The 13,481-nt window shown below is 69.2% G+C and carries 10 protein-coding genes, 1 pseudogene and 1 riboswitch; of the genes and pseudogenes, 3 read left to right on the top strand and 8 right to left on the bottom strand.

Annotated features, from left to right (window positions below):
- Positions 1 to 123 precede the first annotated feature (123 nt).
- From ACFWP5_RS48625 to ACFWP5_RS48615, 3 genes are read right to left on the bottom strand one after another with little or no spacing between them, the layout of a single operon-like run.
- Positions 124 to 1,464 carry an ABC transporter substrate-binding protein gene (locus ACFWP5_RS48625; RefSeq protein WP_384172578.1) on the bottom strand — a complete coding sequence of 447 codons (1,341 nt, stop codon included), beginning with the start codon at positions 1,462 to 1,464 and terminating at the stop codon, positions 124 to 126.
- 46 nt (positions 1,465 to 1,510) lie between these two features.
- Complete coding sequence (locus ACFWP5_RS48620) at positions 1,511 to 2,458, bottom strand: carbohydrate ABC transporter permease (protein ID WP_384172575.1); 948 nt, start codon at positions 2,456 to 2,458, stop codon at positions 1,511 to 1,513.
- A 3-nt stretch (positions 2,459 to 2,461) separates the two neighbouring features.
- Positions 2,462 to 3,388 carry a carbohydrate ABC transporter permease gene (locus tag ACFWP5_RS48615; protein WP_384172572.1) on the bottom strand — a complete coding sequence of 309 codons (927 nt, stop codon included), beginning with the start codon at positions 3,386 to 3,388 and terminating at the stop codon, positions 2,462 to 2,464.
- A 292-nt stretch (positions 3,389 to 3,680) separates the two neighbouring features.
- Here ACFWP5_RS48615 and ACFWP5_RS48610 point away from each other — a divergent pair, with 292 nt between their 5' ends.
- Positions 3,681 to 4,667, top strand: a complete 987-nt coding sequence (locus ACFWP5_RS48610) for a LacI family DNA-binding transcriptional regulator (RefSeq protein WP_384172570.1) — start codon at positions 3,681 to 3,683, stop codon at positions 4,665 to 4,667.
- 63 nt (positions 4,668 to 4,730) lie between these two features.
- Here the strand turns inward: ACFWP5_RS48610 and gndA are convergent, their stop codons facing one another.
- The 3 genes and pseudogenes from gndA to ACFWP5_RS48595 all read right to left on the bottom strand — a co-directional run.
- Positions 4,731 to 6,200 (bottom strand): NADP-dependent phosphogluconate dehydrogenase, encoded by a 1,470-nt coding sequence (gene gndA / locus ACFWP5_RS48605; RefSeq protein ID WP_384172567.1) that lies wholly within the window; start codon positions 6,198 to 6,200, stop codon positions 4,731 to 4,733.
- A 144-nt stretch (positions 6,201 to 6,344) separates the two neighbouring features.
- Positions 6,345 to 6,932, bottom strand: coding sequence for a hypothetical protein (locus tag ACFWP5_RS48600; RefSeq protein ID WP_384172564.1), 588 nt, complete (start codon positions 6,930 to 6,932; stop codon positions 6,345 to 6,347).
- 315 nt (positions 6,933 to 7,247) lie between these two features.
- Positions 7,248 to 7,721, bottom strand: a pseudogene (locus tag ACFWP5_RS48595) (GtrA family protein); the annotation flags it as partial.
- 147 nt (positions 7,722 to 7,868) lie between these two features.
- On the opposite strand from ACFWP5_RS48595, the gene ACFWP5_RS48590 reads away from it, so the two are divergent.
- Positions 7,869 to 8,729 (top strand): endonuclease/exonuclease/phosphatase family protein, encoded by an 861-nt coding sequence (locus tag ACFWP5_RS48590; protein WP_384172561.1) that lies wholly within the window; start codon positions 7,869 to 7,871, stop codon positions 8,727 to 8,729.
- Position 8,730: 1 nt separating this feature from the next.
- Here ACFWP5_RS48590 and ACFWP5_RS48585 read toward each other — a convergent pair whose 3' ends face one another.
- Both ACFWP5_RS48585 and ACFWP5_RS48580 read right to left on the bottom strand, forming a co-directional pair.
- Positions 8,731 to 9,192: a hypothetical protein gene (locus ACFWP5_RS48585; RefSeq protein ID WP_384172557.1), complete on the bottom strand. Its 462-nt coding sequence runs from the start codon at positions 9,190 to 9,192 to the stop codon at positions 8,731 to 8,733.
- 203 nt (positions 9,193 to 9,395) lie between these two features.
- The gene (locus tag ACFWP5_RS48580) at positions 9,396 to 10,889 is read right to left on the bottom strand and encodes an NlpC/P60 family protein (protein ID WP_384172554.1); all 1,494 of its coding nucleotides are present in this window, start codon (positions 10,887 to 10,889) and stop codon (positions 9,396 to 9,398) included.
- Positions 10,890 to 10,897: 8 nt separating this feature from the next.
- A riboswitch (cyclic di-AMP (ydaO/yuaA leader) is annotated at positions 10,898 to 11,070 on the bottom strand.
- Between the two features lie 335 nt (positions 11,071 to 11,405).
- Here ACFWP5_RS48580 and ACFWP5_RS48575 point away from each other — a divergent pair.
- Positions 11,406 to 13,436 carry a DUF1996 domain-containing protein gene (locus ACFWP5_RS48575; protein WP_384172581.1) on the top strand — a complete coding sequence of 677 codons (2,031 nt, stop codon included), beginning with the start codon at positions 11,406 to 11,408 and terminating at the stop codon, positions 13,434 to 13,436.
- Positions 13,437 to 13,481 lie beyond the last annotated feature (45 nt).

Here is a 13,481-nt window from a genome sequence, read left to right as displayed (position 1 = left end):
TACTGCACAGGTGGGACGCGTCGCGTGGTGGAGTCCGGGCGGCCGCCGCCGAGCGAACTGCTGCTCGGCGGCGGCTCCCGAGGAGGTGCCGGTTACTTCTTCGAGCCGGTTACTTCGAGCGGGTCACTTGTTGACCGTGAAGCCCTGCTCGTTGCCGTACTTGACGGAGGCGTCCTGCCAGCTCTTCAGACCCTGAGCCAGCGTCGTGCCCGAGATGTAGGCCTTGCCGACGGTGTCGTTGAAGATCGAGTTGGCGTACTGCTGGAAGGGCAGGTACGACCAGTCGGAAGCGACCTCGGACGCGGACTGGGCGAAGATCTGGTTGGCCTTCTGCCCGCCGAAGTACGGGAACGTCTTGTTCTGGAACGCCGCGGACTGCTGCTCGGCCTTGGTCGCCGGGAAGGCGCCCTCGTCGACACGGGTCTGGATGCCGGCGCCGGCGTTGGCGTACTGGACGAACGCGTAGGCGAGTTCCTTGTTCTTGCCCAGGGTGGGCAGGGTGAGGGAGCTGCCGCCGTTCTCCGCGCTGGCCTTGCCGCCCGCGGTCCACTGCGGCATCGGGGCCGCGCGCCAGTCACCGGAGGCACCGGCGACACCGCTGACGAAGTTGGCGGGCATCCAGGCACCGGTGGTCAGGGTGGCGATGGTGCCGTCACCGAGGCCCTTGTACCAGTCGTCGGTCCAGCCGTTGATCGGCGCGAGGAGCTTCTCGTCGATCAGTTTCTGCCAGGTCTCCGTGTACTTCTTGGCGCCCGCGTCCTCGAAGTTGACCGTCACCTTGGTGCCGTCGACCTTGTAGGGGCGCGAACCGGCCTGCCACAGCATGCTGGTGGTGAAGCCCGCGTCACCGGCGTCGTTGGCGATGTACGCCTTGGGGTCGGCCTTGTGCAGCTTGCGGGCCGCGACGACGTACTCGTCCCACGTGGTCGGGACGGCGATCTTGTACTTGTCGAAGACCTTCTTGTTGTAGAACATCGCCATCGGGCCCGAGTCCATCGGCAGGCCGTAGACCTTGGAGCTGTCGCTCACGGCGTTCCACGGACCCGCGGTGTACTTGGAGGCCAGCTTGTCGGCGCCGTAGGGCGCCAGGTCGGTCAGGCCCTTGGTGAGGGAGTACTGGCTCAGCGCGAAGTACTCGACCTGGGCGACGTCGGGGACGCCCTTGCCGGCCGCGATCGCGTTCGACAGCGCGGTGTAGTGCTTATCACCGGACCGGTCGCTGACCAGGTTGATCTTGACCTTCGGGTACTTCTTCTCGAAGTCCGCGGCGACCGTCTTCAGCGTGGGCTCCCAGGCCCAGACCGTGACCGAGCCGCCCTTCTTGAGAGCCGCCTGGATGTCCGAGGCGGAGACCGCCTTCGTGCTGGAGCTGTCGTCGGAGGAACCGCCGCAGGCGGTCGCCCCCAGGGCGAGGACGGAGAGGAGAGCCATGCCGCGCAGCAGGCGGCCGGTAGTTCTGCGCATGGAGGTGCTTCCACTTCTTCGTGGGTGGGACTTCTTGAGGGTTGGGTTATTCCTTGACGCTTCCGGCGGCGAGTCCGGACTGCCAGTACTTCTGGAGCAGCAGGAACGCGGCGATCAGCGGCACGATGGTGAGCAGCGAACCCGTGATCACCAGGTTGAAGATGACGTCACCACCGATCGTCTGGGCCTGGGAGTTCCAGGCGTCCAGGCCCAGGGTCAGGGGGTACCAGTCCGGGTTCTTGATCATGATGAGCGGCAGGAAGTAGTTGTTCCACGTCGCGACCGTGGTGAACAGCAGGACCGTCACGACACCGGGGGCGAGCAGCGGCAGGGAGACCTGGAAGAAGGTGCGGATCTCGCCCGCTCCGTCGATCCGGGCGGCTTCGAGGAGTTCGACGGGGATGGCCTCGGTGGCGAAGACCCACATCAGGTACAGGCCGAACGGCGAGACCAGCGAGGGGATGATCACCGCCCACGGAGTGTCCGTCAGTCCCATCTTGCTGAACATCAGGAACGTCGGTACCGCGAGGGCCGTTCCCGGGACGGCGACCGCGCCGATGACCACGGCGAAGATGGCGCGCTTCCCGGGGAAGTTGAACTTCGCCAGCGCGTAGCCGCCGAGGATCGACAGGAAGGTGGCGCCGCCGGCGCCGAGCACGACGTACAGCAGGGTGTTCAGCAGCCAGCGGACGAAGATGCCGTCGTGGTAGGTGAACGTGTCGTGGATGTTCGACCAGAGGGCGAAGTGGTGGGCGAACCACAGGCCGTTGGAGTCGGCGAGTCCCGCCTGGGTCTTGGTCGCGTTGATGACCAGCCACAGCAGCGGCACCACGGTGTAGACCAGGATCAGACCGGTGAGCACGGTCAACAGCACACTGCGCTTGGGGCGCCCCGGGGAGCGCTTCTTGCGCGGGGTGCGCAGTCGGGGCGCGCTCTTGGAACCGCCGGACGCGGCCGATGCGGAGGGAGAGGCGGTGGTGACGGGGGTGCTCATGGCTCAGGCTCCCTTGCGCATGCCGCGGAGCTGCACGACGTAGGCGATGACCATGGTGATCAGCCCCATGATGATGGCGACCGCCGCGGAGTAGTTGTGCTGCTGTCCGTTGAAGGACAGTGAGTACGTGTAGAAGTTCGGCGTGTAGTCCGTCGTGATGGCGTTGCGCGCCAGCGGTCGCAGGATGCTCGGCTCGTTGAAGAGCTGGAAGCTGCCGATGATCGAGAAGATCGTCGCGATGACCAGGGCGCCGCGGATGGCGGGGAGCTTGATGGCCGTGATGACGCGGAACTGCCCGGCGCCGTCGATCTCCGCCGCCTCGTACAGCGAGTTCGGGATGACCCGCAGCGCGGAGTAGAAGATCAGCATGTTGTAGCCGACGAACTCCCAGGTGACGATGTTGCCGATCGACGCCAGGACCAGATGGGCCGAGAGCGGGTCGGGCAGCGTCACGTCGAAGGCGCTGTTGATGTCACCCACCAGACCGAACTGGGTGCCGTACATGAAGCCCCACATCAGGGTGGCCACCACGGCGGGCACGGCGTACGGCAGGAAGATCGAGATCCGGAAGAAGTCCCGGCCGAAGAGCCTGCCGCTGTCCAGGGCGAGCGCCACGAACAGGGCGATGCCGAGCATGATCGGCACCTGGATCACCAGGAAGAGCGAGACCCGCTCCAGGGAGGACCAGAACTGGTCGTCCTGGAAGGCCTGCTTGTAGTTGTCCAGGCCGACGAAGTGGTTGCCGCCGATGAGCTGGTCGCGGAAGAGGCTGAGATAGATCGAGTACGCGATCGGAGCCAGGAAGACGAAGGCGAAGACCACCGCGAAGGGTCCGATGAAGCCCCACCCTGTCCAGGAACGCCGGTCCCGTTTCGCCGACGGCCTGGTAGGAGGCCGAGTCGCGGCCGCAGGGGGTTGAAGCGTCGTCATGTAGTTCCTCGCTCGTCCATCTCGGAACCGGCGTCACACGCCGTCGCGATGTTGCGTAAACAGCGCGGTCCACAACGGCCCCGGCTGTTATGTTTACGTAAACATCTGATGGCGGCATGTCTACACTGCCCCAATGTCGGTGGTCAAGGGTCGTTTGGTGAAACACGACCGAGGCGATCGGATCGATATGCGAGGGATGCAGGTGGACACAGCGGACGGTGCCTCGGGCGGTACGGAGAAGCCACGCAGACGCACCGGGAAACGGTCGTCGAGACGCGCCCCGAGCGCGTCCATGGCGGATGTCGCACGCGTGGCAGGCGTGTCGTCACAGACGGTCTCCCGGGTGTCCAACGGCTTCGCGGGCGTCAACGAGGAGACCCGGCAACAGGTCCTCGCCGCCATGAAGGAGCTGGGATACCGGCCCAACAGCGCCGCCCGCGCGCTCAAACGCGGGGAGTTCCGCACCATCGGCGTGATCACCTTCAACCTCTCCACCACCGGCAACATGCGCACCCTGGAGGCGATCGCCACCTCCGCCGCGCACGAGGGCTACGCCGTCACGCTGCTGCCGGTCGCCGTGCCCACCCAGGACGAGGTGCGCGGCGCCTTCTCCCGGCTGGGTGAACTCGCCGTCGACGCGGTCATCGCCATCATGGAGGTGCACCTCCTGGACGCGGCGACCATCTCCCTGCCGCCCCACGTCCAGGTCGTCGTCGCCGACTCCGACGCGGGCGACCGCTACAGCGTCGTCGACACCGACCAGAACGGCGGCGCGCGGGCCGCCGTACGCCATCTCCTTGACCTCGGCCACCGCACGGTCTGGCACCTGGCCGGACCCGAGGAGTCCTTCGCGGCCCAGCGCCGCGCCGACGCCTGGAGCGCCGAACTCGCCGACGCGGGGCGGCCCGTGCCACCCGTCGTACGCGGTGACTGGTCCGCGGAGTCCGGCTACCGCATGGGCCTCGACCTCGCTGAACAGGCAGACTGTACGGCCGTGTTCGCGGCCAACGACCAGATGGCACTGGGCCTGCTGCGGGCGCTGCACGAGCGCGGCCGGCGCATCCCCGAGGACGTCAGCGTCATCGGCTTCGACGACATCCCCGAGGCCGGCTCCTTCCTGCCACCCCTGACCACCGTCCACCAGGACTTCGCCGAGGTCGGCCGCCTGTGCGTGGAGGGTGTCCTACGGCGGATGCGGCAGCGCGGCGACGAACACGGCACCACGCTGGTGCCCACGAAACTCGTCATACGCGACAGCACGGCACCGCCCGCCGAGTAGCGGCACACAGACCTCCGGCCCCCCTGCCTGAGCAGGAGGGCCGGAACGTCATGCGCGGACGGCTCAGGCCGTCGTCTCCGGGCGGCCGGGCCGGGACCAGTGCGTGTGGAACATACCGGTGCGGTCCGTACGGCCGTAGGTGTGGGCGCCGAAGAAGTCGCGCTGGCCCTGGAGCAGGGCCGCTGGCAGCCGGTCGGCGCGCAGCGTGTCGTAGTGCGACAGCGCGGCGGAGAAGGCCGGGACGGGAATGCCGCGCCGGGCCGCCGAGGCGACCACCTCCCGCCAGGGGACCTGGGCGTCGCCGATCTCCGTCGCGAAGGCCTCCTCGCCCAACAGACTGACCAGACCCGGGTCCGCCGTGTACGCGGCGCGGATGCGGTCGAGGAAGGAGGCACGGATGATGCAGCCGCCGCGCCAGATTCCGGCGACCGCGGCCAGGTCGATCGACCAGTCGAACTCGGTTGCCGCGTCCTGGATCATCTTCCAGCCCTGGTCGTAGGCGATGACCTTCGAGGCGTACAGCGCCTGTTCGACCTGGGCGGTGAACCGGTCTGCCTCGGTGCGGCTCAGCGGGGGAGTGGTGCCGCCGGGCAGTCCGCGGTAGGCCGCGCGCAGGTCGCCCTGGCTGGAGGAGGCGCGGGCGAAGGTGGCCTGGGCGATCGCGGTGACCGGTGAGCCCAGCTCCAGGGCGGTCTGCACGGTCCAGCGCCCGGTGCCCTTCTGGCCCGCGGCGTCGGTGACGATGTCGACGAACGCCTTGCCGGTCTCCGCGTCGGTGTGGGCGAGGACCTCGGCGGTGATCTCGATCAGGTAGGAGCCCAGCCGCCCCTCGTTCCAGCGGCGGAAGATGTCCGCGATCTCGGCCGGGGTGTAGCCGCCGACCTGGCGCAGCAGGTCGTACGCCTCGGCGATGAGCTGCATGTCGGCGTACTCGATGCCGTTGTGCACCATCTTGACGAAGTGCCCGGCACCGTCGGTCCCGATGTGCGTGGAGCAGGGCTCACCGTCGACCTTGGCACTGACGGACTCGAACATCGGGCCCAGCACGGCGTACGACTCCGCCGAACCGCCGGGCATGATCGACGGCCCGTACAGCGCGCCCTCCTCGCCGCCGGAGACCCCGGCGCCGACGAAGTGGAGGCCCTTCTCGCGCAGGGCCGCCTCGCGGCGGCGGGTGTCGGCGAAGTGGGCGTTGCCGCCGTCGATGATCATGTCGCCGCGCTCCATGAGCGCGGCGAACTCGTCGATCACGGCGTCGGTGGCCGGACCGGCCTGCACCATGATCATCAGGCGGCGGGGGCGTTCGAGCGCGGCCACGAACTCCTGTGCCGTCTCGGCCGGGACGAAGGCGCCCTCGTCGCCGTACTCCTTCATCAACTCATGGGTGCGGTGCGGCGATCGGTTGTGGACGGCGACCGTGTAGCCGTTGCGGGCGAAGTTGCGTGCGAGGTTGCGGCCCATCACGCCGAGGCCGGTGACGCCGATCTGGGCGGTTCCGTCGGCGGCGGGGTTGTTCGGTGCGGATGCGTTCATGGGGTGCCTGTTCTCCGAGTCGGTGACGTGGCGGGTCGGCGCTGGGCGCCCATGCCCGCAGGTACGTCTGTGATCACCAAATGACTCGAAGTACGGGACCCCGATTCGTAATTCGTTCCGGCGCCGGGTCGCCGGAACGTGGTCTCAGCAGCCTGAACCGGTCGGGGTGAGCTCCACGCGCGCGTGCTCGTCCGTGGTGCGTGCCTCGTCGTAGGCGGCGCGCGTGACCTGGTACCAGACGTCGTCCTTGCCGGTGTTGCCGCCGACGTCGTCGAGGCTCACACACCACCGTTCGTTGCGGACGGTCCGGGTGTACGTCTCGGTGCCACTGCGCACCTTCGCGCACTTCCGGTACTGCTCCGTGGTGTACCAGGTGCGGGTCTTCTTCTTGGCGCCCGACCCCGAACTGGACTTGTGCTGAACCTTTTTGGCGGCGGACGTGCACCTGGTGACGGTGTGGGGCCGAGTGCCCTTCGCCGTCTGCTTGGCGAGGTGCCGGACCGAGTCACGGAGCCCGGTCACGGTGTCGGGAGTCGGCCGGGCCTGCTGCGCGGTGCTCGAACTGCTCTGCCCGACGCCGGACGCGGAGCGCGTGCTGTCGCCGCTCCCGCTCCCACCGCCGCATGCGCTGAGCGCTCCGATCAGAAGTGCTGTCAGCCCGCCCGCTACCAGTTGCTTGGTGAACATGCCCCCGCCGCCTGTGATGTGGAAACGGTCAGCGTAACTGATCATGGGGGGAGGTCAGCGGGAGGTGAGCGCGAACTGCCGCCGCTGCAAGGCGCCTACGGCGGCCGGGACCTCCAACGCGTCCTGAAGGCGCCGCAGTTCGGTCCTGCGCCGGCAATCCGCCGTGGGCCGGGGAAGCCGTGCGGACTGTGTGTGCTGTGTGTGCTGTGCGAGATCGTGGCGCCGGAGATTCCACGGCCCACTCGCCGCTGTGGACGTCCTCACCGGTACGGGGAAACCGGGCCGCCGGATGCTCGGGCGCTTGTGTTCCCGAGTGGGACGCAGGGCGTTGGTACGCACCGGAACCGACACCGGCGAGAACACCGTCCCGCTCGTCCGCTGTTCCGGCACGGTCGTCCGGTCGCGACCAGTGGCGAAGACGTACAGGCGCAGCAGCAGGAAGCGGGCGAGGCCGGCGAGCCCCGAAGCGCCGAGGTAGACGAACTGCTCGGTCAGCATCCCGGGCGACGACTGCAGCAGGTGCAGGACGAAGATCGCGGCGCAGGTCACCACGTAGGCCGCCGCGGCCGAGCCCGCCGACTGCCAGTGCTGGCGCCATCCGGCGCGCCGGCCCGAGCCGAAGGTGAAACGGGCGTGGAGTTCCGTGCACAGGAGGGTGGAGACGACGGTGATCAGCGCGTTCGCCAGCGCCCAGGGCAGCTGCTCGGCCAGCAGTGCCACGGCGCCGCTGGAGAGAAGCCCGACACCGCCGCCCAGCGCCACGAACCGGGCGAAGGAGGCGAGCGGACCGGGAGCGGCCGGGGTCCGGGACGCGTCGTCCATGGCGGTCTCCATCCGCTCCGTACGCTGCGCCTCGGCGATGCGGCCCGCGTAAGTTTGCTTGACTTACTCAACTATAGCGGATTGATTGAGTTACGCAAGCACATTTGCGCGGCGGGGGAGCCCCTCCCACAGCTGAACTACATACAATGCGGCCTGATCATGGGTGAGTTACTGGTGAGATGCGCGACGTTCAACGTGCTGCACGGTCGGCAGATCCAGCCGGACGGCCGCCCGGAGCCCGCTGCCCCCGACGATCCCTCGGCACCCCTCGCCGAAGCCGTCGCGTCCCTGGACGCCGATGTGCTGGCACTCCAGGAGATCGACTGCCTCCAGGAGCGGTCGGGCGGTGTCGATCAGGCGGCGGTCGCCGCCGACGCGATGGGCGCACGCGACTGGCGCTACGCGACGGCGCTGCACTGCCGTTCCGTGCCGGGCCGGGGCTGGGTCCGCGACCCGGCCGAGCCCGGGATGCGCGTCTACGGCCCCGAGGGTCGGCAGCCCGAAGTCCCTTCGCACGGACTGGCGTTGCTGTCCCGGCTTCCGGTCCACGAGTGGCGGGCCCTGCGGCTCCCGGCGGCGCCCTTCGGCATGCCGTTGCGGGTGGCCGGGCGGGCCGCTCCGGTGCTGGCCCGGGATCAGCCCCGGGCCGCCCTGGCCGCCGTGCTGGAAGGACCGCACGGCCCGTTCACCGTCGTGGCCGTGCATCTCTCGTTCGTGCCGGGGTGGAACATCGGGCAGCTGCGCACCGTGCGCCGCTGGATCGCCGATCTGCCCCAACCCCGGGTACTGATGGGCGACTTCAACCTCTTCGGCGCCCTTCCCCGGCTCACCCTGAACGCGACCGCGCCGCGTGCCTGGCGGAGTTCGGCCCGACGGGCGACCTTTCCGTCACACCGGCCGCTCGTCCAGCTCGATCACGTCATGACGACGGGGCTCGGCGAGGACGCCGTTGGGACGGTGTGCGTGCCGAGGACGGCGATCTCGGATCACCGACCGCTGGTGGTGGAGGTGCCCCTCTGAGTCAGTTCCACAGGGGGTAGGTCACGGTGTGCTGGAACTTGTCCGGCCTCGCGCCGGGGTACGTCAGGGTGATGTCGGTGTACTGCCGTACGTGCGGATGCCGCTTCCAGGTCTGCGCGGTGTCGAGCCGGACGGCGACCGGGTACGAGTGGAACTTGCCCACCGCGCAGTAGGGCTTGCAGTCGTTCACCACGTTGACGCCCGTGGCCGTCGCGGAGTTGTCGTTCCAGGACGTCCAACGCAGCGACGTGAGGCGGCTGTTGCCGTCGCCGCAGGCGAGCATGAAGTCGGTGGGGCGCACCTCGGGATGCCACAGGCAGTCGACGAGCACGGGGTCCGCACCCTGCCGATGGGCGGCTGCCGGCGTCGCGTCCGCCGTGGCCGCGGACGAGGTGCCGACGGCCGGCGCGAGCAGGGCGGCGGCACAGAGCGTGACGACTCCCACCATGGTGTGTTTGTACATGTCCGCTCCCGGCCGCCTCTTCGTCCTCGTCGCCCCGCACCCGCACCGGCGGTGGGCCCGCCTGCCGGGGCACGGTCGTCGTGTCTCTGTCGACGCTACGACCGTGTCCCAGGATGCACCACTCGTACGGGTCAACGACGCGGTTGGCCGGGAGTGTCGCGGGGTGTGCGGTCAGGGCCGGGAAATGCCCGGCCCCGATCGGATCAGGCGGGCCGTACGGCGCCCCGGATGGCGGCGGCACCGGCGTGGAAGATCGATTCCTCGCGGATCGGCGTACCCGGGCTCGGCGCGTGGATCATCAGGCCGTTGCCGGTGTAGATGCCGACGTGGTCGATGCTGTCGTAGAAGAAGATCAGGTCGCCGGGGCGGATGTCCGTGAGCGGGACGAGCGCGCCGGCGCCCGACTGTTCCTGGGCGGTGCGCGGGAGAAGGACGCCCGCGGCCTTCCAGGCGGCCTGGGTGAGGCTGGAGCAGTCGTACGCGTCCGGTCCCGCCGCGCCCCACAGGCACGGCCTGCCGATCTGCGCGCGGGCGAAGGCGAGCGCGGTGCTGGTCTTGCTGTGCGTGTTGGGGTCCTGGAGTGCGGCGGGTACGGCCGCGGCGGGTGCCGGGCTGACGGTCGGGGCCGCGGGGAGAATGATCTCCGGGGCCATCGTCGGAGCCGTGGGCAGGGTGAACTCGGGGGCGACGACCGGGGCCGCGGCGAAGGAGACCTCGGCGGGGGGTGCGGTCGGCTGCCACTCCTGCTGCGGCGGGCGCCAGTCCGGTTCCGGTGTGGTGTACCAGGTGGGCGGGCCGGTGGGCTGCTCGGGCACCATGGGTATCTGGCCGGTGGACCAGGTCGGCTGCTCGGTGACCATGGGCATCTGACCGGTGGACCAGGTCGGCTGCTCGGCCACCATGGGTATCTCGCCGGTGGACCAGGTCGCCTCTGGGGCCGGCCAGGAGGTTTCCGGGGTCGGCCAGGGGGCGCTCGCCGGGGCGGGTTGTTCGGAGCGCGGCGCGGCGATGTACGGGAGCAGCTCCAGGTCCGCGGTGAGCGGGTCGAAGACCGGCGCCGGGGCGGCCGCGAGGGCGAACTGCTGTGATTCCACGACGGGCGCGAGCGGCACTTCGATGGCGGGCACGGGCGGCAGGTCGAGGACGGTCGCCTGCGGCATCTGAGCCATCTGAGGCAACTGGGGTGCCTGCGGCGCGGCGGGCGGCAGCGCGGCGATGGGCCCGGCGGTCAACTCCGCGACAGCGGCGGTGAGTTGCGGGGCTGCGAGTTCCGGTACGGAGGTCCCCGCGGTCAGTTCGGCCACGGCGCGGCTGGGCTGCGCTTCGAGTGCTCGGCCGCCGCCTTCGGGCTCGGGGCGTCGTTCGGGGCGCTCCGGCCGAGCTGCCGCCGGGCGGGCGGGAGTCCTGCTGGGCGGGAGGATCGCCGGTACGGTCGGGCCGAGTTGGGCGCGGGCCCGGTCGAACCACTGCTTGGTGACCGCGTCGAGGGCGGGGTCGGAAGGACGCGACGCGCTGGGACGGGGCTCGACACGCTTGCGCGGGCCCCCGGACATCTTGCGCGTGGCGTTGTAGTTTCCGGTGGCCGTCTCGGCCCTGTCGTAAAGGGAATTGATCCGCCGCTGGACTTCGTCACGGCTGGGTCGGTCGTCCACGGTCGGGCCACTGCCTCCGGTGCGCGTACTTCGTTCTGCCGGCATGGCAGACGTGCTCCTTCCGTATCGCGCCTACCGAGTTAGCTGTCGGGTTCGGGCGTCGATCACGGAAGGTTTGCCCTACGGCCCTTGCCCCGACGGGCAGTTGGACCGATTCACCCCAAGTCGGTTGGGTCCCCGGCTCCGGCTGTCGCGAGCGACACACCGGATTCGGCGCAAGCCATGCGGCCCGGCGCTGCTCGCCGGAGTAGGTCGTACGGCCTGAGCGTCAACTTAGCCAACGTGTGTGCCTCGTGTGAAGGTTGAAGCGCGATATGTCCGATACGTTTTTGTGACCTTTACCTCTCCCGGACATGTACCAGGGGTCATGAGCCCGCCGAGCCTGGTGATCCATATGAGGTCGCTATGAATTTTTGAGGCGGTTGAACACACTGGGGTCCGGCTCCGTATTGGGACGGGGGATTTCCATGCCGGGACGATCCGGGCCGACCGATACGTGTAGGAGCAACTTCCTTGGCACGCAACACGCGCAGACGCCCCACGGGCGCACGACGCGCGACGATGGCAGCAGTCGCCCTGATGCTGGGCGGCGGAGGACTGGTGGCGGCGAACGTCTACGCGTCGGCGTCCGAAGGTGGTTGGGGCGGTGACTCCACCAAGCAAGGGTCTCCGGACGCGGCGTCGGGAGGCGCCACGATCGACTGCCCGGACATCGGCACCCAGCTGACGACGGTCCCCGACGAGGCGAAGACCGAGGTCGACGCCCAACTCGCGCTTCTGGACCAGCAGATAACCGAGGCCTACCAGAAACTGAAGGACTCGACGGAGTCCATACGCCAGGACGCCTCCTTCGCCGACAACGCGATCATGAATCCGTTGAAGGAGAAGCGGGCGGCGACCATCGGGCGGATCGACGACGCCATCGCGCGGGTCGGGGACCGCCCGGAGGGACTCGACGCGCTTGCCGGCTGCACACTGATCGCGCCCAAGGACGGGTCCGACGGCCAGGGCGGCGGCGCGAGCAGCAGCGCCAGCGCCAGCGGCGGCGACCAGAGCGGCCAGGACCAGCAGGGCAACCAGCAGTCCACCAACGGGCCCGTCGCCTCGGACTATGCGGACATCACCTCCGTACAGCCGAACGTGAACACTGCGCAGGACCAGGCCGACGCCTCCCGCGGCACGTTCGTCACCGCCTGCGGGGTGAACGAGAACGGCCTGTTCAACTCCGACAACGTGATCGTCGCCCCCGGAGTCACCAACGGCGCCCACCACTTCCACGACTACATCGGCAACCAGTCCAACAACGCCTTCGCCAGCGACGACGTCCTGGCAAAGGCCAACACGAGCTGTGAGAACCCGGGCGACAAGTCCACGTACTACTGGCCCGTGTTGCGCCTGCAGAACGGCAAGCAGGAGCGGGACGCCAACTCGCCCGGCGGCGGCACCGAGGGCAACTCCGGTCAGATCGTCACCGCGAAGGCCGCCACGCTGACGTTCGTGGGCAACCCGAAGACCAAAGTCGTCGCGATGCCGCGCCTCCTGCGCATCATCACCGGAGACGCCAAGGCCTTCGTGAACGGCCCGGCCAATGCCAACGCCTCCTGGAGCTGCACCGGGTTCGAGGACCGGCAGCTCAAGGACAAGTACCCGCTGTGCCCGTCGGGCAGCGACGTGGTGCGCACCTTCAAGTTCCAGAGCTGCTGGGACGGCCGCAACATCGACAGCGCCAACCACCGCACCCACGTGGCCTTCGAGGCCGCCGACGGCTCCTGCCCGGCGGGCTTCGAGGCCGTTCCGCAGCTGGTGCAGCGGATCGTCTACGGCGTGGACGCGCCGAGCCTCCAGGACGGCGGCAAGACTAGCCCGCTGTTCGCGGTGGACTCCTTCCCCGAGCAGCAGCACAAGCCCGTCACTGACCACGGCGACTTCATCAACGTCTTCGACGAGGGCCTGATGAAGGACATGGTCAACTGCATCAACAACGGCGAGAAGTGCGGCGCCGGCACGAACAACGACCCTGGTTCCGGCGGCGGTTCGGGCGGCGGCTCGGGTTCGGGCGGCGGTTCCGGTCAGCCGCAGGAGTCCCCGACGGCCACCGACACCGCCACGGCGGCGCCCACTGCCAGCGCGTCCAACGAGCCCGGCGGGAACGGCGGGAACGAGGGAAGTGGCGGGAACGGCGGGACCACCCCCGCCGGCAACGGTGACCAGCCCACCGCGGATCCCGCGACGAGCGCCCCGGACACCGAGACCAGCGCCCCCGAGCCCACCGACACCCAGTCGACCGACCCCGGAGACCTGACGACCGCCGTCTCGGTCCCCAAGGCGGACACAAAGACCGAGGGGTCCAAGTCGTCCGAGACGCAGGGTAGTTCGGACAACGGCTCTGGCGGTCAGGTCGGAAGCGCCGCGGCGACACCGCCCGCTTCGTCCTCGGGCGGGGAGAGCTACGCCGCCGTGAGCCCGAACCAACCGCAGGCGCAGGGCGGACTGGCGGAGACCGGTGCGAACCTGTGGCCCGCCGTGGCCGGCGCACTCCTTCTCGTCGCCGGATTCGTGGTGCTCTACCGGGGCAAGCGCAGCTCCCGCTGACACCGCGCACGGTTGTGACCAACTGCGGCCCGGCCACCCACACTT

The sequence above is a fragment of the Streptomyces sp. NPDC058469 genome, assembly GCF_042721125.1.
GTDB lineage: Bacteria > Actinomycetota > Actinomycetes > Streptomycetales > Streptomycetaceae > Streptomyces.
The sequence above is the reverse complement of the archived record's forward strand: the minus strand, read 5'-3'. Positions and strand labels throughout refer to the sequence as shown.